Annotated in this window: 23 protein-coding genes; 15 read left to right on the top strand and 8 right to left on the bottom strand. The window is 43.4% G+C overall.

Annotated elements, in window-relative coordinates:
- The first annotated feature begins 130 nt into the window (after positions 1 to 130).
- Positions 131 to 1,423 (top strand): hypothetical protein, encoded by a 1,293-nt coding sequence (locus ACRQQK_RS13880; protein ID WP_457512328.1) that lies wholly within the window; start codon positions 131 to 133, stop codon positions 1,421 to 1,423.
- A gap of 289 nt (positions 1,424 to 1,712) precedes the next feature.
- Entirely contained in the window at positions 1,713 to 2,057 is a 345-nt protein-coding gene (locus ACRQQK_RS13875) for a DUF3316 domain-containing protein (RefSeq protein ID WP_457512327.1), read from the top strand.
- Between the two features lie 90 nt (positions 2,058 to 2,147).
- On the opposite strand, the gene ACRQQK_RS13870 is transcribed toward ACRQQK_RS13875, so the two are convergent.
- Entirely contained in the window at positions 2,148 to 3,695 is a 1,548-nt protein-coding gene (locus ACRQQK_RS13870; protein ID WP_457512326.1) for a methyl-accepting chemotaxis protein, read from the bottom strand.
- A 186-nt stretch (positions 3,696 to 3,881) separates the two neighbouring features.
- Positions 3,882 to 5,057, bottom strand: a complete 1,176-nt coding sequence (locus tag ACRQQK_RS13865; RefSeq protein ID WP_457512324.1) for an MFS transporter — start codon at positions 5,055 to 5,057, stop codon at positions 3,882 to 3,884.
- A 113-nt stretch (positions 5,058 to 5,170) separates the two neighbouring features.
- Between ACRQQK_RS13865 and ACRQQK_RS13860 the strand changes: the two genes are divergently transcribed.
- Positions 5,171 to 6,136 carry an endonuclease/exonuclease/phosphatase family protein gene (locus ACRQQK_RS13860; protein ID WP_457512322.1) on the top strand — a complete coding sequence of 322 codons (966 nt, stop codon included), beginning with the start codon at positions 5,171 to 5,173 and terminating at the stop codon, positions 6,134 to 6,136.
- Here the strand turns inward: ACRQQK_RS13860 and ACRQQK_RS13855 are convergent.
- Positions 6,125 to 6,403, bottom strand: coding sequence for a GNAT family N-acetyltransferase (locus ACRQQK_RS13855; RefSeq protein ID WP_102940002.1), 279 nt, complete (start codon positions 6,401 to 6,403; stop codon positions 6,125 to 6,127). The genes ACRQQK_RS13860 and ACRQQK_RS13855 overlap by 12 nt on opposite strands.
- A 122-nt stretch (positions 6,404 to 6,525) precedes the next feature.
- Here ACRQQK_RS13855 and ACRQQK_RS13850 point away from each other — a divergent pair, with 122 nt between their 5' ends.
- The 7 genes from ACRQQK_RS13850 to sstT all read left to right on the top strand — a co-directional run bounded on the left by ACRQQK_RS13850 (position 6,526) and on the right by sstT (position 12,737).
- On the top strand, positions 6,526 to 7,278 hold the full coding sequence (locus tag ACRQQK_RS13850; protein ID WP_457512319.1) for a flagellar brake protein: 753 nt from the start codon (positions 6,526 to 6,528) through the stop codon (positions 7,276 to 7,278).
- A gap of 94 nt (positions 7,279 to 7,372) precedes the next feature.
- Positions 7,373 to 8,293 (top strand): DUF368 domain-containing protein, encoded by a 921-nt coding sequence (locus ACRQQK_RS13845; RefSeq protein WP_457512317.1) that lies wholly within the window; start codon positions 7,373 to 7,375, stop codon positions 8,291 to 8,293.
- 151 nt (positions 8,294 to 8,444) lie between these two features.
- Positions 8,445 to 8,873 carry a hypothetical protein gene (locus ACRQQK_RS13840; protein WP_457512315.1) on the top strand — a complete coding sequence of 143 codons (429 nt, stop codon included), beginning with the start codon at positions 8,445 to 8,447 and terminating at the stop codon, positions 8,871 to 8,873.
- Entirely contained in the window at positions 8,870 to 9,472 is a 603-nt protein-coding gene (locus ACRQQK_RS13835; RefSeq protein ID WP_457512313.1) for an SCO family protein, read from the top strand. Before ACRQQK_RS13840 ends, ACRQQK_RS13835 begins: the two co-directional genes overlap by 4 nt.
- A gap of 4 nt (positions 9,473 to 9,476) precedes the next feature.
- Entirely contained in the window at positions 9,477 to 9,926 is a 450-nt protein-coding gene (locus ACRQQK_RS13830) for a copper chaperone PCu(A)C (protein WP_457512311.1), read from the top strand.
- Positions 9,927 to 10,224: 298 nt separating this feature from the next.
- Positions 10,225 to 11,283 (top strand): ribosome small subunit-dependent GTPase A, encoded by a 1,059-nt coding sequence (gene rsgA, locus ACRQQK_RS13825; protein WP_457512309.1) that lies wholly within the window; start codon positions 10,225 to 10,227, stop codon positions 11,281 to 11,283.
- Positions 11,284 to 11,516: 233 nt separating this feature from the next.
- Positions 11,517 to 12,737: a serine/threonine transporter SstT gene (gene sstT / locus ACRQQK_RS13820; RefSeq protein WP_457512307.1), complete on the top strand. Its 1,221-nt coding sequence runs from the start codon at positions 11,517 to 11,519 to the stop codon at positions 12,735 to 12,737.
- 74 nt (positions 12,738 to 12,811) lie between these two features.
- Here sstT and ACRQQK_RS13815 read toward each other — a convergent pair whose 3' ends face one another.
- A complete protein-coding gene (locus tag ACRQQK_RS13815; protein ID WP_042479278.1) occupies positions 12,812 to 13,177 on the bottom strand; it encodes a bactofilin family protein in 366 nt (121 codons plus the stop codon).
- Positions 13,178 to 13,185: 8 nt separating this feature from the next.
- The gene (locus ACRQQK_RS13810) at positions 13,186 to 14,133 is read right to left on the bottom strand and encodes a M23 family metallopeptidase (RefSeq protein WP_457512305.1); all 948 of its coding nucleotides are present in this window, start codon (positions 14,131 to 14,133) and stop codon (positions 13,186 to 13,188) included.
- Positions 14,134 to 14,985: 852 nt separating this feature from the next.
- Here ACRQQK_RS13810 and ACRQQK_RS13805 point away from each other — a divergent pair.
- The 5 genes from ACRQQK_RS13805 (at position 14,986) to ACRQQK_RS13785 (ending at position 20,014) form a co-directional block, all read left to right on the top strand.
- On the top strand, positions 14,986 to 16,878 hold the full coding sequence (locus tag ACRQQK_RS13805) for a PTS mannitol transporter subunit IICBA (RefSeq protein WP_102962608.1): 1,893 nt from the start codon (positions 14,986 to 14,988) through the stop codon (positions 16,876 to 16,878).
- A gap of 94 nt (positions 16,879 to 16,972) precedes the next feature.
- The gene (locus ACRQQK_RS13800; protein WP_457512303.1) at positions 16,973 to 18,118 is read left to right on the top strand and encodes a mannitol-1-phosphate 5-dehydrogenase; all 1,146 of its coding nucleotides are present in this window, start codon (positions 16,973 to 16,975) and stop codon (positions 18,116 to 18,118) included.
- 83 nt (positions 18,119 to 18,201) lie between these two features.
- Positions 18,202 to 18,732, top strand: a complete 531-nt coding sequence (locus ACRQQK_RS13795) for an MltR family transcriptional regulator (protein ID WP_102962386.1) — start codon at positions 18,202 to 18,204, stop codon at positions 18,730 to 18,732.
- A gap of 111 nt (positions 18,733 to 18,843) precedes the next feature.
- Entirely contained in the window at positions 18,844 to 19,770 is a 927-nt protein-coding gene (locus tag ACRQQK_RS13790; protein WP_457512301.1) for a Gfo/Idh/MocA family protein, read from the top strand.
- A 67-nt stretch (positions 19,771 to 19,837) separates the two neighbouring features.
- The gene (locus ACRQQK_RS13785; RefSeq protein ID WP_167410244.1) at positions 19,838 to 20,014 is read left to right on the top strand and encodes a hypothetical protein; all 177 of its coding nucleotides are present in this window, start codon (positions 19,838 to 19,840) and stop codon (positions 20,012 to 20,014) included.
- A gap of 61 nt (positions 20,015 to 20,075) precedes the next feature.
- Here ACRQQK_RS13785 and ACRQQK_RS13780 read toward each other — a convergent pair whose 3' ends face one another.
- The 3 genes from ACRQQK_RS13780 to ACRQQK_RS13770 all read right to left on the bottom strand — a co-directional run bounded on the left by ACRQQK_RS13780 (position 20,076) and on the right by ACRQQK_RS13770 (position 24,371).
- Positions 20,076 to 21,092: a lipoate--protein ligase gene (locus ACRQQK_RS13780; RefSeq protein WP_457512298.1), complete on the bottom strand. Its 1,017-nt coding sequence runs from the start codon at positions 21,090 to 21,092 to the stop codon at positions 20,076 to 20,078.
- 183 nt (positions 21,093 to 21,275) lie between these two features.
- Positions 21,276 to 22,628 (bottom strand): molecular chaperone, encoded by a 1,353-nt coding sequence (yegD, locus tag ACRQQK_RS13775; protein WP_457512296.1) that lies wholly within the window; start codon positions 22,626 to 22,628, stop codon positions 21,276 to 21,278.
- Positions 22,629 to 22,775: 147 nt separating this feature from the next.
- The gene (locus ACRQQK_RS13770; RefSeq protein WP_457512294.1) at positions 22,776 to 24,371 is read right to left on the bottom strand and encodes an ABC-F family ATPase; all 1,596 of its coding nucleotides are present in this window, start codon (positions 24,369 to 24,371) and stop codon (positions 22,776 to 22,778) included.
- Positions 24,372 to 24,464: the final 93 nt, after the last annotated feature.

Raw genomic sequence — 24,464 nt, 5'->3', positions numbered from 1 at the left:
ATGTAAACAATCATACCGTTACGGCTTGAAGCTTTTTCTTCAAGCGTTTTGTGTATAAACAAAAATAATTCCAACAAATATCGCCACTTCCCTACATTTCATTCACTTTTTGTTTGGCGTACTTAAAACTATGAAACCCTCTGTTGCTGCTACTGGCGGCTGGTTGTTAATGCTTAGCGTATTACTTTCGCTCGTCGCTCAGATCACAGGTCTATTCAGCGGCTACTGGGCGGGAATTCCTATCTGGCTAGTCGTCATGCTTTTCGTGCCCTACGTCAAACCAACACAGAGAAAACAAATTATCCTGCTCATCGCAGTAGGCTCAATTGGCTTGCTCTACGGAGTGTTCAAAGGGCTTGATGGACGTTATCTGTTAAAAGCCTTAGATGCCAACCAAAACGTGGTGGCGATGATCGTCGGTGTTGGGTTTCTTCGTATTTTCGCGGTCAATAGCGTCAAAACAGGAGAAACGCTTCCTCAAGGCAAAAGCGCTGTGATTCGGACTCTGCTTGGCGCTCATCTATTTGGCACTGTGCTCAACATCTCGTCCGTTATGATTATCGGCGATAAGCTGGCAACACAAAGCAAACTCAGCACAACTCAAGGTTTAGTGTTACTGCGAGGCTTCTCTGCCTGTGCGTTATGGTCACCGTTTTTTGCTTCTATGGGTTTAGCGTTGACTAGTGCTCCCGGCTCTGAACTTAGTACCTTGGTGAGCTACGGTATTCCTGTATGCGCAGTGGCATTAGCCATAAGCGGCTGGCAACTTGTTCGTCGCACAGATGCAGACTCTGTTTCGGGCTACCCAATTTCTATCTACTCTTTGTGGATGCCCGCTTTACTTGCATCCGTTGTAATCGCCGCTCATAAGTTCTATCCGCACATTAGCGTGCTCTCTCTGGTGACTTTAACGTCTTTGTGCTTTATCGCTTTGTGGCTTCTGATTAATAAGGGCTATCACGCAATTGTCGCGGCACGTAACCATATTGAGTCTGGGATTGCCAATTCCAGCGGCGAAGTGGTTTTGTTTGCTGCCGCAGCTATGCTCGCCTCCGGTGTTGCTGCCTCTTTAGATGCAATGAACATTCAATTAGCACCGCAACATTTTGGCCCGATTGAAGCCAGCGTGACGGTCGCCGTACTGATTGCTTTGGCGATGACAGGAATGCACCCAGTGACCAGTGTGGTACTGGCAGGCAGTGTACTTGCGCCTTCAATGGCAGACCCTAATATGCTTGGTTTAACTCTGCTGATGGGCTGGTCATTAGGCATTACTGCCTCACCTTTTTCTGGTGTCCAACTCAGTATTCAGTCTCGCTACGATATCAGTGCAAAAGCATTGCTTAAGGCCAACTGGCGCTACATCACCATCATGTATCTGGTTTGCTACTCTGTGCTCTGGTGGTATTCGACTCAAATATAACGCACTAAACCTTACTGTGTACGTAATAATGCGAACAAAATTTGGTCAATAGTTTTACAGTGTTAGAAAAAGCCGCAACTAAATCAGGAATGTCAGAAAGTTGAAGATAAGATTTCTATCGTTTTACATTGGTTGACGGACTCCTTACATGTCTGTTGTTAGGATAATTTCGTGCTCAACATGCACATGATACCTAAACAATAAGTTGTCACTGGCAGATGAATAGCATCAACACCGTTTAGCTTTTTTGTCAGAAGGGCATAACAACGACAGTTAAAGGAGTATTCACATGAAAAAAGCGCTCGCATTAATCACGATGATGGTCGTAAGCGGTAGTGTATTGGCTGCTACCCAAACTAAACAATCAGAAACCACGCTGCAAACAGAAGTGTTCAATTCTGAACAAAAAGCGCAGCAAGCAGGATTCAAAATTATTCACGATTTGAGAGAGTTATCTCCAGAAGAGCTCAGCTTCAAGTTGGGTGTTGTTGAACCTCTGGTTGTTCCAGACAGTGTTAAAATCAACAACAGCGAACTGAAAGTTGAATCTATCATGGTTGAACCGGACAAAACGTCTTATCGCGGTTTAGTCAATGTTGATTACCAATATGACACCAGAGATCAAAACAACTAGCCTCGACTTCTTACCCCTATATAAGTTAGTCACGCTAAATTGATGACAACGGAGTGTCATCAATTTGCTGCTGACCAAACTGACAGGTGATCAGTTACGTTCAAACTGACTGATGAGCCTCTGCAACTCTTTCAGATTTGATACCAGCACTCTGGTACGGTTCACCGAGTCAGCCGAAGACTGAGCGGTTTTTTCCGTTAACATCTTAATGTTGACCGCATTGGAGGTGATCTCTTTGGTCGCAATCGCCTGCTGCTCTACTGCAACCGCTATCTGCTGACTTCGGTCAGATACCTGCTCCAGTTTTGACGTGATATCGTTGATAATCTCGCCAGTTTCATCTGCGCTCACAATACACTGCTGAGACAAATCTGAACCACGCTGAATGGCGTTTACACCTTGAGCTGCGAGATCTTGCAGTTCTGTAATCATGCTATGAATTTCGGTTGTCGAATCATTGGTTTTAATTGCTAAATGACGAACTTCGTCTGCCACCACAGCAAATCCTCGACCAGACTCTCCAGCTCGTGCAGCTTCAATCGCCGCATTTAAGGCGAGTAAATTGGTTTGCTCTGAAATCGCGCTAATCACATCTAAGATCGACTCAACCTGCTTGGTATGGGCAGACAATGTTTGCAAAATAGTCTGGCTGTTGAGCAGTTCTTTATCCAACTCATTAACTTTGCTCACGGTTGCTTTAATGCTCTTTAATCCCGTAATGGATTCAGAACGAGCTTCCTGAGTGAGTTGAGAAGTCAGTGAAGCCGCACTGGCGATATCGTGAATAGAGTATGTAAGTTCCTCTACTGCTGATGCCACTTGTTCCGTTTCCGCATGCTGCGCGGTTAAGCTTTGCTCTATCGATTTGGCCGTTTCAAATTCATGTTGGGCATCTTTCAAAATACGACCAGAAGTATCACCGCTTCGCGCTGTGACAGCTCTTAACTCGGCCTTGCGCATCATAAGAGCGAGTTCTACTTGGGAAAATTCGTCGCGACGGCCGGTATACACCTTTTCTAACAGAGGATTGGAATAGGCTTCGCTAGCCAATACCTGCAAATGACTTAATCGGCGCTGTACATGGGCGATTCCGATCATTAGCGCTAACAAAAATGCAATCGAAAGCTCACCCAATAGCCAAGTTTGCTGCTGCAACATCCAATAAAGATTGGTTGCCAATCCGAGAACACTTATCAGCATCAGAAGTTTGGTTAAAGGAGAACGTGTGAGGGAGATTTTTTTACCCGCGTTAATTGCTTTGTAAAGCGCATCAGCGCGCTTCACCTGTTCAGCCGTGGGCTTAGAGCGAACCGATTGATACTCAATGATCTCGCCTTTTTCGTTTTTTATCGGTGTGACGAATGCAGAAACCCAGTAATGCTTAGAGCTTTTGCATTTGTTTTTCACTATACCCATCCAGCTTTTGCCTTCCTGGATGTAGCTCCATAGTTGTCCGAAAGCCGCTTTGGGCATATCTGCATGACGAACTAGGTTATGAGGATTACCCAGCAACTCTTCCTGCGTATACTCAGCAATATCACAGAATACTTGGTTCGCATAAGTGATGTGACTAGAACAATCAGTTGTAGAAATAAAACTGACGTGATCTGGGTAATCTTTATTTTCAGTAACTTCCATGCAAATAGCGCTCACTAACGTTCATGTTGAAATATGATTTCAAAAATTACGATAAATTTTGCAGCTTTTTTAGCATGGGACACCTGTCGCTACTTTGACCCTAATCAATTCAGAAACTTATCAATAAGATACTTATCATAACTGAGACAAATGAACAGTTTTTGCATCACTCCGTTTTTAATTACCTCAAGCCCAACGAAATAGGCGTACTTCATTTCCTTCTTCAGGTTGCTTAGGAATATTCAGTGAGAGCAGCAGTGATATACCCGCCATTCCTGCGCCAATATAGAAAACTGCCGCTGATGATATCAGCCATAACATGCCAAAACTGACTGGAATAATGACGGCTGCAATATGGTTGATGGTAAATGCCACACCCGCTGTCGACGCCATATCTGCTGGGTCGGCTATTTTTTGAAAGTAGGTTTTCACAGCCAGAGCCAAAGCGAAGAACAGATGGTCTATGACATAGAGTCCCGCAGCCCAGTGTGCATCCGTCACCACAGCATAGCCAACAAATACACCAATCAAGCCAACATACTCAACAATTAACGCTTTGCGTTCGCCAACCACACCGATAAAACGACCAATTTTTTTGGCAAATAAGAAGTTAAAACCGTAGTTGATTAAGAAAAGTAACGTGATGTCTGCTGCTGTATAACCGAATTTCTCAACCATTAAAAAGCCAGCAAACACAGTGAAGATTTGACGGCGAGCACCACTCATAAAGGTCAAAGCGTAGTAAAGCCAGTAACGCTTGCGTAGCACCAATTTCTTGTTTTGCGGTGTAGCTGATTTGAACTCTGGAAATGCAACGGCAGCGACAATAACTAGAGCCAAAGCAAGTCCGCCAGTAATGCCATACACCCATTCGTAACTAAGATGGATTTGCTCTAGCATTATCCACAGTGCGCTATAAGTGATGAGGGATGCCAACGCCCCTACAGAGATCATCTTACCGAGCATTTCTGGTGCTTCGTCTTTACTGAGCCACTGCAGTGATAATGACTGCTTCAATGTTTCGAAATAGTGAAAACCCGTAGACATCAACAGAGTAGTTAACAACAAGCCGATGAGAGAAGGAAACAACCCCGTGATTGCTGTACCCAACGTCAGCATCATAAGGGAGATCAACAAAAAGCGTTGCTCTCGGATAAAAAGCAGAACAAAAACAGCAGTGAAAGCGAGGAATCCCGGCACTTCCCGTATACTTTGCAGCAAACCGATATCGGCTCCATCAAAGTTCGCTTTTTCAATCACAAAGTTATTGAGCAGTGCCATCCAGCTAGCAAACGCAATCGGAACAATCGCTGAAATAACCATTAAGAAGTTTTGTGGGGTACGCCAAGTTTTAGTGTTCATTAAAAGCATTATCATCCTTGTTATCATATTATCAGTCTAACCAATACTGCTTTAGCTGTAACCTAACTATTAATACTAGGATCGATAGATCCTAATAAAAATAGGAGCAATCGATGCAAATCCGTTTTGCTACCGCAAACTTGTTCAACTATCTCGCTCCCCCTAACGCATTTTACGAGTTCAATAATATTTACGAGCTCAACCAATGGCATAAAAAACAACAGTGGTTAGAACGGAAATTATTAACCTTAGATGCGGATGTGATTGGATTTCAGGAGATCTTCAGTGCAGAAGCGCTGGAGGCGCAGTTAAAGCCGCTAGGTTATTCATATTTCGCTGTTGTAGACCAGCCAAATGTCTCAAAAGACTATATTTACACGCACCCAGTGGTCGGTATTGCGTCACGTTATGAGCTGACAGATATAGAGGCCGTTGAGGCCAAGAAACCGAATTCTGATGACGCTTTTACTTTCTATCGCAAACCGCTTCGAGCAACGTTGAACCACCCTGTAATAGGGAAAGTGGATGTCTATATCGTTCACTTTAAATCACAACGCCCGACACTAGAAAACAAGGAAGAAGGTTCGAGCGTGTTTGAAACTTGGCAACAAGAAAACTATGGCAACTGGCTTTCCACAGTGCAGCGTGGATTCGAAGCAACAATATTGCATCACGCTATCATGGAGAGAAAACGAGCCACTGGGCATCCGGTGGTGCTAATGGGTGATTTTAACCAATTGCTTGATAGCCAAGAGTTCGCCTGTTTACGTTCTACTCACCGTTTTCGCCAGCCGGACTCTTACCTGCCGCTCCTTCCCTACCATCTTATCGATAGCTGGGAACTGTATTGCCACACTGGAAAAGTTCAGCGTCAACCAACTCATTACACAGGAGCTTCAGGGCAAGTTCTGGATTACATACTGATGTCGAGCGAATCCGGCTTAGAGACAGGCCGTAATATCGCCCGAGTCATTGATTTTCATGTTGAGGATCAGCATCTGATCAATCCAAGTTTCGAGCTGGATAAATTCGCCAGTGACCATGCATTTGTGAGCGTGACACTGGAGTTACGCTCGTAAATGTTGCCATTGCGGATGACGGTCTAAATAGTGTTTTACGTAACTGCAAACGGGCACAATCTTAAAACCTTGCGTTTCAATCAGTGGTAAAACGCTTTCCATCATAATTTTTCCGTAGCCTTTTCCCTGTAATTCTTGCGGGACTTTGGTTGACGTTATGTGCATAGCCTTATCGAAGAACTGATAGCGCACAACCGCGTAATGTTCACCTTCAAGGTGGACGCGAAAGCACTCGTTCTCTCTGTCGTAAATGACGGTATGTTCCATTTTTATATCCAAAATGATAATTAAGTCTTAATTTATAAGCATGGCGAATTGAAAGTCTGAATGCATCACCATAAAATCTCAACTCTTAAAAAAATTATAAATTATCTTGTTGGAGATTATGGATGAGCTCGCCGCAACTAGCGACTAAAAGTATTAAACCAAATGTCGCGAAATCGACTAAATCCGTTATCACGCTCAATAGTACCGACGCGCTTGCAATGGTCGAGCACGGTAGCGAATTGAAGCTGAATATTACCACTCCTGTCGGCACAAAGTTTATCTGTAGAACACCATTTATCGGTACTCACTCTGACACGTATCTTCTGGCTGAAATTCCAAATATTTCAGCCAGCGATATGAGCTTTTATTTTCAGGAAGGCTTTTGGATCAATATTCGTGCAATATCTTCTCGTGGCGAAGGTGCAATGATCCACTTTCGCAGCCAGTTATTGCATGTTGTTCAAGAGCCAATCCCTCTAGCCATGCTTTCAATACCAAGCTCAATGCAAGTAACGCAACTGAGAAAAGAACCTCGTTATGACGTCAATCTGCCTGGCAGAGTGGTTTGTGGTGAACACAAAGCCAGTGGCGAAGTTCGTGATTTATCAAAATGTGGCTGCCGATTTATCGCCCCACCAGTAGGCAAAACGTATCAAGTAGGCGAAATGGTCTCGATAGAGATATTTGCAGATCAGCGTGGCACCAAAGTTTTTGCGCCTTTAACGGGTAAAGTTTGTAATCTACAACGTTCAACTCACTATGCTCGCTACGGTATGGAGTTTGACGAAGAAGGGCAGAAGAACGCTAAAAATCTACTCAGCCAATTGAAGTTCAATGGAACCAAGCTAACGTTGAACATTGAACGCGTTGCTTAAAACCTTAAATTCTCGATATCTCACCAAAACCTAGGAGTATGGACGTTACTTTTTCGCTATACTCCTCAGCACTATCCTCTCTTAAAGGTTTGAAATGAACTACTTTAGTACTTTCATTAAAGGAATGGCGATGGGCGCTGCGGATGTTGTTCCCGGCGTTTCAGGTGGTACCATCGCATTCATTACTGGCATCTACGACACTTTGTTGGAAAGTATTCGACGCATAAACCCAAGCTTACTCGGCATTTGGAAGCGCAAGGGTTTTGCCGCTGCATTCCAGTATATTAATGGCTTTTTCCTCATTTCGTTGTTCGCAGGAATATTCACCAGTATTGCTACTTTGGCAAAACTGATCTCTTGGGCATTGGTCACTCATCCTATCCCAACTTGGTCGTTTTTCTTCGGCTTAATCCTTGTTTCAGTATTTCACATGCTTAAACAAGTCGAACACAAAACCGCTTCACGTTGGGTATGTCTTGTTTTAGGTGTCGCATTTGCCTATAGCATTACAATTTTAAAACCACTGAACCTTGAACTCAGCAATATCAACGTCATTATTGCTGGAGCTATTGCCATTTGCGCGATGATATTGCCAGGTATTTCAGGCAGTTTTATTTTGCTGCTGATCGGCATGTATGCGACCGTTTTAGGTGCGGTAAAAAATGTACAAATCGATATCCTATTGTTGTTTTTGTCCGGCTGTGTCATTGGTTTATTGAGCTTCTCTCACGTGCTGTCTTGGCTGCTGAAAAGGTTCCGCGAAGTGACCTTAATGTTCCTGACTGGATTAATGCTTGGCACTTTGCCTAAGATCTGGCCTTGGAAAGAGACGATTTCGTGGCGCACTAACTCCCATGGTGAACAGGTGCCACTGGTTCAGCACAACTTGTCTCCATTTGAGTTTGAAGCGATCACCTCTCAGTCTTCGCAGTTAGTGATTGCTGTTGTCTTTATGTGCTGTGCAATCGCTTTAGTTTTGGGACTAGAAAAATACGCAGAGAAACACGACGTTTAATCGTTTCAGATTCCCTGAATAGGCGGCTTCAAGTCGCCTATTCAGCTCCTAAATGTTTGCTTGAACCCTTCCACATTTTGCCCTACTTTTCCTAAACTTAATCTCTGTTTATGCTAGGATGCGCACATCTTTCCTAACCATGTGTAAGAAAATGCGTTCAGCGTTAAAACTTCTCTTCATTATTGCCGCACTTCTTGCTGGTTTCTTTGCAAGCGACATCATTAGGCTCTTCTCATCTGAGACAAAGAACATAGACCTGTCGCAATATTGCGTATTGTCAACGACCCCTTGCTCGCAGCAGAATGTCTCAATGACTCTTGCTCAGGACAAAGTGCACCCTCTAGTGGCAAATCGTCTCTCGGTTTCATGGCCTAACAGCGATTCTGAGCAACTTCAGTTACGACTACAAGGTGTCGAAATGGACATGGGAATCGTAAAATACGTACTAAAAAAAACAGAGTCTGGCAGATTTGAATCTGACATCATTTTGCCCGTATGTACTAGTGATTCAATGACATGGGTAGGACAACTCACTGACGGTAAAACAACAGTTCTACCAGCATTAAGGATGGAACGATGAGTAAAAATTGGTCTTTAGTTTTAATCATGGCATTCGTACTTGGTTTTGGTACCAAGAGTTATTTCGATTCTCAGAAAACCTTAAAACAAGAAGAGATGCAATCCGCCACTGACGTAACGCTGTATGGTGAAAATAACCAAGCGGTGAACATCTTTGATACATCGGATAACCGTATCCGTATTGTCTATTTTGGCTTCACTCGTTGTCCGGACGTTTGCCCAACTTCACTGGCCATGCTGGCAGGTGCGTTAAATCAAATCGACGATGAAACAAAAAAACAACTTAGACCCATGTTTGTTTCGTTAGATCCAGAGCGTGATGATGCTGAGTCTTCTGCGACCTATGCTCACTACTTCCATGCAATGATAGAGGGCCTATCTGGCTCTCTGGATATTACGACATCACTAGCGAATCGATATGGTGTAATTTTTCGTAAAACCGAATTACCTAACTCGGAGCTTAAGTACACACTCGACCACAGCTCCTATTTTTATTTCTTAAAACCCGACGGCACTCTAATAACAAAAGTTCCACATACGCAGAACCCTGCGCCAATAGTGGAAGCGATAAAAGAAGTCACTCAACCAACAAAAGGATGAAACAATGAAAGGTAAAGCCCTGTTACTTATCAGCTTATTAGCAAGCCCTTTAGCCTACGCGAAAATGGACATCATGGTTCATCACCCTTACGCGAGAGCGACGCCACCTACTGCCGTAACCAGCGCAGTATTTGGTGAGATTGTTAACCGAAGCGACACTGACCGATACATTGTTTCAGCAACTACAGAAGCAGCCGGAAAAGTGGAACTGCACGATGTCATCACAGAAGGTGAAGTGATGAAAATGCGTCAGGTTTCTGAGTTAAAAGTCCCAGCTAAAGGCAAGCTGGAACTAAAACCGGGCAGCTTCCACATTATGCTATTTAACTTGCCAAAACCACTGGCAGAGAATGAAGAGATCAATGTTCAGGTGACCTTTAAAGATGGTGAGCAACTGACATTTAAAGCACCCGTTAAAAAAGTAATGAGTGGCATGAAGATGGAACATCATTAATACAAGATGAGCGACTTGCGCTGTCCAATCTTTGTATTATTCAAACCATAAAAAAGAGGTGGGTATTCCCGCCTCTTCTGCTATCATTTGCATGCGTTTCAACCAGAAATTTAGGAGATTTTAATGATTGTATTTCAAACCCACCGCGCAACTTCAGAGAAGAAAGCTTAATCTTCAACTCTTTCTTTCCCTCGAATTGCCCGGTGTTCAACTAAACCGGGGTCACACCTTTATTCGGCCCTAGTCATATTTAATTGCGTTATAAGACAGCGTACCTACGCGTGTCTGGGGTAACCAAATGAGTTTAAACGAAACTTTATCACTTTCTTTGCCACAATTAGGATGGCGACCTGTTTACCAGCAACAATTAAGCTGGGATGAATTAGAAGCGGTAATTCCCGCGCGTATTAGTGAACATCACCGAACTGGCTACATTTGTTGGACAGAAAATGGCGAAATTCACTTAGATATTCACGCAAAACTGCCTCCAATGACAGTTGGAGACTGGGTACTGCTCGACCGTGAAACGAACCAGTTTGTTAAGTTGCTTGAACGCCAGTCGCTTTTTAGTAGAAAAGCCGCAGGTATTAAGTCTTACGAACAACTTATCGCTTCCAACGTCGATACCGTGTTTATCGTCTCATCGCTCAATCAGGACTTTAATCTCAGTCGAATAGAACGCTATCTGGCTCTTGCCAAAGAAGCTCAGGTAGAACCTGTTATTGTGCTGACTAAAGCCGACCTATGTGACGATGCGGATGACAAAAAACAGCAGGTTCAAGCACTGAATCCAATGTTGTACGTAGAATCTATCAACGCACTGTCCAGCGAAAGCTGCAAGAGTTTGAAAGCCTGGTGCAAAATTGGAAAAACCATAGCCGTTATGGGTTCTTCTGGTGTGGGTAAATCTACCTTAGTGAATACGCTTATGGGTAGTGATATTCAAGAGACCAGTGGTATTCGTGAACACGATAGTAAAGGCCGCCACACAACCACATCACGTTCATTGCTTTCTATGCCATCAGGTGCATTGTTACTTGATACGCCAGGAATGCGAGAGCTTCAAATCAGTGATTGTGAACAAGGCATCGAAGAAGTATTTGCAGACGTCGCCAATTTGGCGGACAAGTGCCGCTTTAGCGATTGCAAACACATTAGCGAGCCGGGCTGTGCCGTTCTAAAAGCGATAGAAAGTGAAGAGCTGGATGAAAGAAGACTGCGTAACTATCGCAAACTTCTTGCCGAGCAAGCACGCAATAGTGAATCCATTGCAGAAAGGCGTTCCAAAGAGAAATATTTTCATAAACACGTCAAAAGCGTGATCAAGGAAAAGCAATCTAGGGAAAAAGGATATTAATCCAGAATATTAGCAAAGGGTGATATTTCACCCTTTATTTTTATAAAAAACATCCGCTACAAATACGCAACATTTCATCAAAAATGTGTCGAAATTCAACATCTCTGTTAAATATTATTCTATCTATAAATAAATCCTAGACACATTGTCCTGCAACGTTAATATTACCCCCCTACAGCAAGTACTGCTGTAAACATTACAATTCAAACTATTTATTCATTGCAGGGATAATTATGCAAAGCAACAATATTTTTGCCCGTTTCGCTCGTGGCAATCTGGTGCTTCAGATCCTCGTTGGTATCATTTTAGGTGCTATCGTAGCGACTGTTTCTCCTGATTCTGCGCAAAGTGTGGGCTTACTTGGTAACCTTTTTGTCGGTGCTCTAAAAGCCGTAGCGCCAGTACTTGTTTTCATCTTGGTAGCCGCGTCAATTGCAAATCAAAAGAAAAACCAACATACGTACATGCGTCCTATCGTAGTTTTATACCTACTAGGCACGTTTACCGCAGCTTTAACCGCCGTTGTACTTAGCTTCATGTTCCCAACAACTTTGACACTTGTTGCGGGCGCAGAAGGTGCAACTCCTCCACAAGGCATTACAGAAGTACTAAACACCCTTCTATTCAAACTGGTCGATAACCCTGTAAATGCACTGATGACAGCGAACTACATCGGTATTTTGGCTTGGGGCGTTGGTTTAGGTTTAGCGTTGCATCATGCATCAGCAACAACAAAAGCAGTGTTTGAAGATCTGAGCCACGGCGTTTCTCAAATCGTTCGCTTCATCATTCGTCTTGCACCTTTCGGTATCTTTGGCTTAGTTGCATCTACATTTGCAACTACAGGTTTCGGTGCGTTGGCGGGCTATGCTCAGCTTCTTGCGGTTCTTCTAGGTGCAATGGCAATTATTGCTCTGATCGTTAACCCATTGATCGTATACGTTAAGACTGGCGAAAACCCATACCCACTTGTTCTGCAATGTTTGCGTGAAAGTGGTGTGACTGCGTTCTTCACTCGTTCAAGCGCAGCAAACATCCCTGTTAACATGGCTCTTTGTGAGAAGTTAAATCTGGACGAAGATACTTACTCAGTATCGATTCCTCTAGGCGCAACTATTAACATGGCGGGTGCGGCGATCACAATTACCGTTCTTACGCTTGCTGCTGTACACACATTAGGTATTGAAGTTGATCTGTTAACTGCAGTACTACTTAGTGTCGTTGCTGCTGTATCAGCTTGTGGTGCATCAGGTGTTGCTGGTGGTTCACTGCTTCTGATCCCTCTAGCATGTGGCCTATTCGGCATTTCAAATGACGTTGCGATGCAAGTTGTTGCTGTTGGCTTCATTATCGGTGTGATTCAAGATTCTGCTGAGACTGCGCTAAACAGTTCAACGGACGTTGTGTTCACAGCCGCTGTATGTAAAGCAGAGCACAAGAAATCTCAAAAATAAGTATTAACTATAGTTACTCGCCGTTGTAAAAAAAATCCGCCTCATTGGGCGGATTTTTTTATGACTCTAAATCATTACTTCTTAGCAGCGACTTTAGGTTCGTGATCTTTCATCTCTTGAACCTTAGTCTCTTGAGCTTTCACTTCTTTCACCTTGTCTGCAAGTTCAACCACTGATTTGTTATCAGTGTTGTTTTCTGCAGGATGAGTAACACCATTGAAGCGACCACCCTGTTCGATACTCAAATCGTCACTGTAGATGGTTCCTGTGACCTTACCGCGTCTAAGAATTTCTATTTTAGCCGCGTGGCAAGTTCCTTCAAACTCGCCGTTAATCACAAGGTGTTTCGCAAAAATTTCACCAACTGCACGACCTGATTCGCTAATGATTAAAGTTTTATCAACGTGAATTTCACCTTCAACTGTGCCATCCACTTGCATGTTGCTTTCTACCCGGAATTTTCCGTTGATTGAACAGCCCTTTGCAATGAGAGTGGTAGCTGAGTGCTGACTCTTAGCTCGACTTGATTTACCAAAGATTCCCATCGAATACCTTTAACCTCACTAAATATCGTCTCAAAGTTATTTATCCCCCAATGAACAAATGGCTTAGGGTCTAACGAACGGCCGACGAATCGAATTTCATAATGTAAATGCGGTCCGGAAGAAAGACCGCTGTTGCCCGAATATGCTATCAAGTCACCTTGTTGTACAAAGTCGCCACTTTTAACCGCGAACTTTTGTAGATGTGAAAATGAACTGCTAAATCCGTGCATATGTAATAAGCGCAGAAAATTACCCGAACCTTGATTACTCCTACGGGTGATTTCCACAACACCATCTGCAGGTGCATAAATTGGAGTACCAGTATTTACCGCGAAATCTTGGCCTCTGTGGAATGCTGTTTTACCCGTAACTGGATGAACCCTTTTACCATAACTAGACGAAATTCGTCCTTTTTGTACAGGAGAACCGCTTGGAATTTGAGTCAACATCACCATCCTGACCGATGATGTAATTGCAGCCGTATCTAAACGAGACTCCAATTCGGAAGATGTCTCTCCCATTCCGAGCACTTTCTCAAGGTCACCTAGCTTATCAGAAACAAGCTGAATTTTTTCTTCGCGTTCCAGCAAGTCTCCCTCTAAACTCGCTTTTAAACTTTTAAGGGAAGAAACTTCCTCAGACAATGTTAATGATTTATTTTCCAACTCAATTTGCTTCAAGCGCGCAAAATATGCATCGTTTACCAACTTATAAATAAATGCTCCTGTAGCAAGCACGCTGGCAATAAGCAAATAACCAACACCTTTCAAGCAGTACCGATAGAGCTTACCAAGATGGAAATGCCGTGTTCCGTTAATAGACGAAACGGAAACTATAACGTTCTCTTTCATTCACAAATTCTAGTGTCCATATTGAAAGTGGCGGAATTCTAGCAAGGAAATGCAACTGGCTAAACCACTTGGTTGCCGTAGTTGCTTCCAATTCACACTTCTTAGCGACTTTTCTTCGTTATTAATCATTCATGAAATGCAAATAGATATGAAACTAAGTGACTGATTTAATTTAGTCTTTACTCATATTAGTGCACATTTATGCTAGTGAGAGAAACCCAAGATTAAGATTCTACCCACAAGCGAATCAGAGCATGGCGTTAAGTTACCCCTGCAAACCTACAACTGATTGCTTTCTATTTGAACAAAAATATGAGGGCAATAAATACACAACTAGACACATAACTGCTACATACAGCTTGTCCATTTCACAGCCAACTTAAGAAAACTTCAAAAACCAGAATTGACTGCTTTTTGCACACCAGAATTCCTGTACCTAAATTACAAATATCTCATTAATTAATTTTCCAATTTATTTCAAAGTGTGAAATAAATACTCAAGGGTGACTTTGATCACTCAAAAAATATTACCAAGTTCTTAATTTGGTAAATATGTGACATTCATCGCCTTATTTAAAAATGTTTTTTTATTTATAACGAGATTTAGATCATTTAATAATTGTTGACATTTTCACAATGAATGATTTGTAGCAAAATTACATAGTAGAAAAATGAAGAAGATCACAAAGAATTTATTTGAAGGGCATCAATTATGATTGGTTGATCACAAAAACCCCGTTCTCAGAGCCAAATAGAAATTGTGTGGTAAATTTATTGAGTGTTATTCAATCAGCGGTTTTGGCGAACCGTTACTACAAAAAAACTAATCAGAACATCGAACGGGGTAAACTTATGTTATCACCAGAAGCAAAGGTCAAGGTACAGAATTTTGGCCGATTCCTTTCCAATATGGTAATGCCGAACATCGGCGCATTTATCGCTTGGGGTTTTATTACAGCACTATTCATTCCAACTGGCTGGATTCCAAATGAAACACTATCCAGCATGGTAGGTCCTATGATCACTTACTTGCTGCCACTACTTATCGGTTATACTGGTGGTAAAATGGTTGCAGGCGATCGTGGTGCAGTTGTTGGTGCGGTAACCACTATGGGTGTCATTGTTGGTACTGACATCCCAATGTTTATGGGTGCAATGATTGCAGGTCCTCTTGGTGCACTTGCTATCAAAAAATTCGACCAAGCTGTTCACGGTAAAGTGAAAAGCGGCTTCGAAATGCTGGTGAATAACTTCTCTGCAGGTATCATCGGTATGATCTGTGCGATCATCGCATACTTAGTTATCGGTCCTTCAGTTAAAGTATTATCTACTGCTCTGGCTGGTGGCGTACACTTACTGGTTGAAAACGGTCTTCTACCTCTGACTTCAATCTTTGTTGAACCAGCTAAGATTCTGTTCCTGAACAACGCAATCAACCACGGTATCTTCACCCCACTTGGTATCCAACAGTCTGAAGAACTGGGTAAATCAATCTTCTTCCTTATCGAAGCAAACCCTGGTCCGGGTATGGGTCTACTTATCGCTTACATGGTATTCGGTAAAGGTAGTGCTAAACAGTCTGCGGCTGGTGCATCGATCATCCACTTCTTCGGTGGTATCCACGAAATTTACTTCCCATATGTATTGATGAACCCTCGTCTTATCCTTGCTGTAATCGCAGGTGGTATGACAGGCGTATTCACTAACGTAATGTTTAGTTCAGGTCTTGTATCTCCAGCATCTCCTGGTTCTATCTTCGCAGTTCTACTGATGACACCAAAATCTGCATTTACTGGCGTTATCCTCTCAGTAATCTGTTCAGCAGCTGTTTCATTCTTTGTAGCTTCTCTACTGATGAAAACTCAGAAGCAAACAACTGAAGATGACGATTCTCTAGAGCAAGCAACTAGCCAAATGCAAGACATGAAAGCGTCTTCTAAAGGTCAAAACCCAGTTGCTGCAAACATCGACATGGGTGCAGTTCGTAAAATCATCGTAGCTTGTGACGCAGGTATGGGTTCAAGTGCTATGGGTGCGAGCCTGTTACGCAAGAAAGTTGATGCTGCAAATCTAGATATCGAAGTAACAAACCTAGCAATTAACAACCTTCCAAACGATGTAGATATCGTTGTCACTCACCGTGATCTTACAGACCGTGCACGTAAACATGCGGCTAATGCTAAGCACATTTCGCTATCAAACTTCCTTGATAACGCTTTGTACGACAACTTGGTTGCAGAACTTACCACGGCTAAAGAGGGCGCTCTAAAAAAGCCTGAAACACCAGCAAACACTAACTCTAGTGAAGACAAAACACTAAAGCTATCCAATGAAAGCATCTTCTTGGGCTTAACTCCGAAGAGCAAAGAAGAAGTGATCAAGTTTGCTGGTGAACAACTTGTAAGACTGGGCAATGTAGAACCTGAGTATGTCGAAGGCATGCTAGCTCGAGAGCAACTGGTGTCTACATATCTGGGTGAGTCCATCGCCGTCCCTCACGGGACTATCGAAGCTAAGCAGTACGTTAAGAAAACCGGCATCGTCTTTTGCCAATTCCCTGAAGGTATCCAGTGGGGTGAAGACGAAGACGATGTTGCGAAACTGGTTATCGGTATTGCTGCGCAAGGTGATGAACATATTCAAGTTATCACTGCTATCACCAACTCACTTGATGACGAAGAAGCCATCGAGTGTTTGAAGACCACAACTAACCCTGGTGATGTTCTTCGTATATTAAATGGCTAATTAGCGTTTTAAGCCATGCTCCTACACGATGAACTTAAGGCCGGTCTCCCCCCGACTGGCCTTCTTTTAAATTTGAATTTTTGGAAGGTATGTTATGAAAGCGTTGCATTTTGGTGCCGGCAACATTGGCCGCGGTTTTATTGGTAAGTTACTCGCAGACGCAAACATTCACGTTACATTCACAGACGTCAATCAAGTGGTTGTAAATGCACTGATTGAAAGAAAGGAATATCCAGTAAAAGTAGTAGGCGCAGATTGTGTTACAGAGGTTGTAACCGGTGTCACTGCTATTAATTCTAACGACCCAGCGGTAATCGACTGTATTGAAGAAGCAGATATTATTACTACTGCGGTTGGACCTACAGTTTTAAGAATCATTGCAAAAACATTAGCTCAGGGGCTTGAAAAAAGAGTCAAGAGCGGTAAGACTTCGCCTCTAAATATTATTGCCTGCGAAAACATGGTACGTGGTACCACTCAGCTAAAAGAAGCAGTATTTGAGCTTCTTGCAGAAGATGTGAAGGCGCAAGTAGAACAGTTTGTGGGTTTTGTTGACTCAGCTGTAGACCGTATCGTTCCTCCAGCAGAAGAGGGAGAAACTGATCCTCTCGCAGTAACGGTAGAAACATTCAGCGAGTGGATTGTCGATGAGACTCAGTTTAAAGGCGACATCCCTAACATTCCTGGTATGGAATGCACAGACAACCTAATGGCATTTGTAGAGCGTAAGCTGTTTACCCTGAATACTGGTCACTGTGTGACGGCTTATTTAGGTAATATTGCCGGCCATAAAACGATCCGTGAAGCCATCGAAGATCCTGCTATTCGTAGCGAAGTGAAACAAGCGATGGAAGAGAGCGGTGAAGTATTAATTAATCGTTACGGGTTTGAGAGAGAAAAACACGCAGCCTATATCGAAAAGATTCTAGGACGTTTTGCAAATCCTTACCTTGTTGACGAAGTGGATCGCGTTGGGCGCCAACCAATCAGAAAATTGGGGCCAAATGATCGACTCATTAAACCTTTGCTAGGGACTATTGAGTACAACGTAGCAAATGGAACTCTACTAAAAGGCGTAGCGGCTGCTCTGAAATACACCAATGACAGTGACCCGCAAGCAGTAGAACTGCAAGCATCTCTTCAAGATGTGGGCGTGAAAAAGACTCTAGCGCATTACACTGGTTTGAATGAGAACAGCAAAGAAATACAACAAATTGAAGCTTTATACGCTCAGCTCTAAAAGAAGAGTAAACGTTAAATAAAGTGACAACTTTAGAGGGCTGGCTTTCAGCCCTCTAGCCTAAAATTCAATTAGAACATTATATGGTAAACACAATTAACGAAACTGAAATATTAGAACGATTGAATAATGCTCCTTCCGTTCGTGGTTATTTCATTGCTGCCGTAGAGATATTCAGTGATGCCATTACCGATCTGATGGAAAGGATTTTTCGTAAAGATAATTTCGCAGTTCAATCTGTAGTAGGCCCACTACTGCACGATACTGGTCCATTAGGAAATCGTTCTGTCAGACTCAAACTGCTTTATGGTTTGGGCGTTGTTGCGGATGATGTTTATCATGATATTGAGTGCTTTATCAAAATCCGTAATCAACTAAACAAAGACGGGTCCGAGTATACCTTTACCGATCCAAACATCGTTTCTCAAATCAAAGAACTGAACCTAGTTAAAAAGTCAGGCATGGTTCCTTTTGACTCAATGGATCCAGACTTAGACATCGACCTAGACTTTTACCATCTGCAGCTTCAACGACAGCAACAGATGATTAAATCAGGCCTATCTCTAGCGATCATTGACATATGTAATGACCTCAACAAAGAGAGCCCTTTTTAAACAGTTGTCCAAAGTTAATGGCCTCACATTCCCACTTTTAAATCATGACACTACCGTTTTTTCATCAGCATGTTAGCCTTCTGACCATTATTCGTTAAATGAGAGCGTGCAATGAAAATCGGTATTATTGGCCTAGGTGATATCGCGCAAAAGGCCTATCTCCCTGTAATCACATCCATTCCTGACATCGAACTCGTATTTTGTACTCGTAACGAACACGCGCTTAAGACACTCGCCAATCAATACCGAGTTCCGTCTTACTGTAGTGATTACAAAGAGCTACTTAGCTTCAATGTTGATGCAGTAATGATCCATGCTGCGACAGCCATTCATCCGAAAGTCGCCAGCTTCTTTCTCAGCCACGGGATCCCAACATTTGTAGATAAACCATTGGCTGACAGTGCTCAAGCATGCGAAACACTTTACCAATTAGCACAGAAGCACAATCAGCCGCTGTATGTTGGCTTTAACCGCCGCCATATTCCGCTGTTTAATCAACATCTGTCTGGCTTACATCAGGGCACTCTCGACAACTTGCGCGCCCTTCGTTGGGAAAAACATCGCTATAACTTAACGGGCGATATTCGCACCTTTATTTTCGATGACTTTATTCACCCATTAGACAGCGTAAACCTGTTCGCAAAAGCCGACCTGCAAGATGTGTATGTCACGCACCAAATGTCTGGCAATGAACTGGCGCGTATTGATGTGCAATGGCAGCATGGCGAAACACTATTGCATTCTTCAATGAATCGTCAATATGGCATCACAGGCGAACGTATACAGGCTCATTTGGTTAATGAAGCGTATGAGTTCGACTCCTTCGTTTCAGGTACTCGCTGGGCGAACAACCAACAAACGTCACTGTCACTCAAAGATTGGACACCCATGTTAGAAAGCAAAGGCTTTGCACACATGATTAAAGACTGGATAAGCGTTGTGGAGAAAGGCACTCTTGCCACGTCCATCATCGAACGCAATCTCGCCAGCCATCAGTTAGCAGAAGCTCTATGTAATAAAATACGCAGTTCGCTCTAAAAGGATCTGTATCGCCTATACTTAACTCGTTGCAACTCTATTCCTAGAATGCACTATGGGAGGGTATATGGAATTAAGAAATAAAACTGGGCAGGTCACTCAACTGGCAGATAACCTCACTTTAAAAGAAGTTCAGGATATGGGATTCACCATCGACTTGTGTGATGAAGCCTATGACCCAAACGAACATTGGCAGGTTCAGCAAGATAAGCACAACCAACGCCGAGATTATCCTGAGGAATAACGATAAACCGAGCTGCTAGGCTCGGTTTTCATCTTTTATCCTTGAAGTTAAAATCTAGATGCTAATCAATTTGATTGATAAACCACGGTTTAAACTCATTCAGCACTTCTGAGTATTGAGGCATTTGCAAAGCCAGTGTGGTAATACACGGCTCAATGCTTGCTCTGTTATAACTCAAATTCGCCAGTTTCTGCGCTAATAGCTCCATCGGCAGTGGGTCTAGCATATCGCTGAAGATCTTCGCTTCGAGAATGGTACCCTTCTCTACATCCAGATACACATCTACCCCACCCCATGTAAAACGTTCATCCATACGATGAGTAAACGGTGGCGTTTGCCCGAAGTTCCAATCCCAGCTTTGTTGTACAGCGAACTTATCACTGAATGTTGGTAAATCGTGGAAGTTTTCTGGCGTGATCCATTCAGCGGTGACTGACTCGTCATAATGTTCTAAATACGCTTCGATAATTGCTTCACACACTTGCTCGTGATTGATATCTGGCTTAACCGTATTCAGGTTAATCACACGAGATTTTACTGAAGTGATGCCCTTTGCTTGCAGCTTTTTCTCATCAGGATTGAGGTAATCAGCAAGGCGGTTCAAGTCTGCACTGAGCAATAAAGTGCCGTGATGGAAACCTCTGTCTAAGGTTTCACGGTAAGCCGACCCCGAGAACTTCTTAATTCCAGCTTCGTCTTCTATCACTAAATCGTTACGACCATTTGCCACACCGTTAATGCCCAACTTCGCCAAAGCAGCCAGCACAATATTGGTTGAGATTTCTTTATCATACTCAGGCTTTGCAGCCATAAAAGTAAAATTGCTATTACCTAAGTCATGAAATACCGCACCTCCCCCAGTCTGGCGACGAGCGAGCTTAACACCGTCTTGCTCCATTCTGTCTGTCTTACACTCCCTCCACGGGTTTTGTGCGCGACCAATGACCACAGTATCGGCATTGCGCCATAGGAACAGTACTCTTTGGTCAGAAGGCATAGATCGAAAAATGGTATCTTCGACGGCTAAATTAAACCAAGGGTTAGTGGAGTCTGAGATTAGAATGCGGGTTTTGCTCATCAAGTTCTGTTCCTTCTAGGGGATAAGACTTCGCTATGATACTAACCAGATAGCATAAACACGAGCAGATAATTTCGATTGCTCTGATTGGTAACTCTTTACAATCATGAAGATTAAATAACAAAACAGCCTCTAGTAGAGGCTGTTAAACATGACAATATTCTCAGAAAACCAAGTAACTTGTTACTCGAAACAGACCTTCGCCCAACGAGCGAGACCCGCCGTTACCGAACCAAAGTAGTTACCGCTGACAACAGGTATATTTGGCAGCACTTGCTCTACTGCGCTACGCAAAATCGGAGAACGTGCTGAACCACCAGTCATGAAGATCACATCCGGCTTAGTCCCGCCAAGTGTTACCGCTTCAGACACCAGTTCCACCATTTTGCTTTTTGGCACTTCAATCGCTTCAATCATTTCTTCTAAGCGAATATCTACATCAATCAGTTCTGACAAGACCTTGAGCTGCGCCGTGAATACTTGAGAATCGGAAAGCGCGATTTTCGCTTCTTCTGCTTTCTTCACGAGACTGTAACCCAAAGTATCATGGTAGACCGACAGTAACCGCGCCAGCTTTTCAGGTTCGGCCGCTTCTTTGTGCAGATGCTTGAGATCTTTTAGATTCTCTTTGGCAAAGAACTTGGCTTGAGCGCTAACATCGTTAATCGCAATCGGATTCCAGAATTGGGTCAATGGCATTTCGAGCCCTGAAAGCGTTCTGCTACCAAAACCGAAAGGATACATCAACTGCTTAAACGTCATATGAATATCAAGATCGTTACCACCGATACGCTGGCCAGTATGCGCAATCAGGCTATCAGTACGGTCAGCTTTGCCAGCCCAAGATGGCCCCATTTTAATCAGCGAACAGTCGGTAGTACCACCACCGATATCTACCACTAACACGGTTTTGTCTTCGGTGAGTGACGCTTCATATTCTAAGCCGGCAGCAACAGGTTCAAACTGAAATTCAATATTGCGGAACCCTGCTCGGGTAGCAGCGCGACGCAAAATAGTTTCAGCTTGTAAGTTAGAAGCCTCGCCGCCTCTACCTTGGAAGTTTACAGGGCGACCAATTACCGCATCGGTAATCACTTTCTGTGCACTGTTTTCTGCTTGTGATTTGATGTTCGCCATCATGGCGCAGACTAAGTCTTCAAAGAAACCCAATTGAGCTTCACGCAGCCCCATCGCGCCAAGGAAAGATTTTGGTGATTTTACATAATAGACTTCGTGTGGATCAGACAGATATAGATCAAGCGCGGCCTGACCAAACATCACATCATCAAACTGAAGATCAATATCTTCTTCGCGGTTTGCCGCAATGGCACGACGAAGACGTTGCTCCCCTGCTGCATCTAAAGGCGTAAGATCACGATGACGAAACAGATGTTCTGCAACCGAATCACGCGTAGGAGCGGCTAATGTTGAAGGGATGTAGAAACTGTCTTTCTCTAATAGGTGCAACTTCGGGTCGTTGCCATCCATACTTGCCACAGAGCAGTTCGCGGTACCGTAGTCAAAACCGATATACATCTTAAGCCTCCAACTTGAAAAAGGCCGGAGATGCTACCGCAAACGACGAGGTAAAAACAGCCTCTACGAAGAAAAGAGACAAAAAAGGGGACAGATAAATCACTGTCCCCTTTCAATAATGCATGTTTCTGTCTAATCCTTGAGGAATTAGCCAGTTAAGCCTTGCTTCGCCAAGTACTCATCGTAAGTGCCGTGGAAGTCATTCACGCCATCTTTAGTAATTTCGATGATACGCGTAGCAATAGACGATACGAATTGACGGTCATGAGAAACGAACAGTAGCGTACCTTTGTAGTTCTCTAACGCCAAGTTCAAAGACTCGATCGATTCCATATCCATGTGGTTGGTCGGTTCGTCCATTAGCATGATGTTTGGTTTTTGCATGATCAACTTACCAAACAACATACGACCTTGCTCACCACCGGAAATCACTTTTACCGATTTCTTGATGTCATTTTGAGAGAACAGCATACGACCTAGGATGCCGCGAACAGTTTGCTCATCGTCACCATCTTTTTTCCATTGACCCATCCAGTCAAGCAGGCTCATATCCTGTTCGAAATCGTGCGCATGATCCTGAGCATAGAAACCGATGTTGTTGTTTTCAGACCATTTAATCACACCATCCATCGGAGCCATAGCGCCCGCTAGCGTGTTAAGCAGTGTCGACTTACCGATACCGTTCTCACCGATGATCGCAATGCGCTCACCCACTTCAACCATCAGGTTAACGCCGTTGAACAAGATGTTTTCGCCATAGCCTTGTTTTAGGCCAGTCACTTCTAACGCGTTACGGAACAGCTCTTTCTCCTGTTCAAAACGGATAAACGGGTTTTGACGACTTGAAGGTTTCACATCTTCAAGTTGGATCTTGTCTAACTGCTTCTGACGAGAAGTCGCTTGTTTTGCTTTCGATGCGTTTGCAGAGAAGCGGCTTACGAAGGTTTGAAGTTCAGCCATTTGAGCTTTCTTCTTCGCGTTATCGGCATGTAGACGATCACGAGCTTGTTCAGCGGCGATCATGTATTCGTCGTAGTTACCGTGGAATAGGCGCAGTTCACCGTAATCTAAGTCTGCCATGTGAGTACACACAGTGTTCAAGAAGTGACGGTCGTGCGAAATGATGATCATTGTGCAGTTACGTGATAACAAAACCTGTTCCAACCACGCGATAGTGTGCATGTCCAAGTTGTTGGTTGGTTCGTCTAGTAGCATAATTTCTGGTTCAGCAAATAGAACCTGAGCCAATAACACACGAAGTTTTAAGCCCGGTGCAATTTCACTCATTAGACCAAAGTGTTGATCTTCAGGAATACCAAGACCCAGCAATAACTCACCTGCGCGGGCTTCTGCAGAGTAACCGTCCATCTCAGCAAATTCAGTTTCTAGGTCGCCTACACGCATACCGTCTTCATCAGACATTTCTGGAAGTGCGTAAATGCGGTCACGCTCTTCTTTCACTGCCCAAAGCTCTTTGTGACCCATGATAACGGTATCAACAACGGTGTATTTTTCGAACGCGAACTGATCCTGCCCCAGTTTCGCCATACGCTCGTTAGGATCGACAGAAACGTTGCCTGAAGATGCTTCAAGCTCACCACCTAAGATCTTCATGAAAGTGGATTTACCACAACCATTCGCCCCAATAAGGCCGTAACGGTTGCCATTACCGAATTTGATCGAGATATTTTCAAATAATGGCTTATCGCCAAATTGCATGGTGATGTTTGCAGTTGTTAGCACGTAAAATTCCTAAGTAGTAAACAAGAAAAAAGTTGGCAATTAGCCAACTTTTCAAACTGGCGCAATAGTAGCAGCTTTTGTGATAGACATCAC

The sequence above is a fragment of the Vibrio sp. C8 genome (assembly GCF_054051265.1).
The sequence above is the reverse complement of the archived record's forward strand: the minus strand, read 5'-3'. Positions and strand labels throughout refer to the sequence as shown.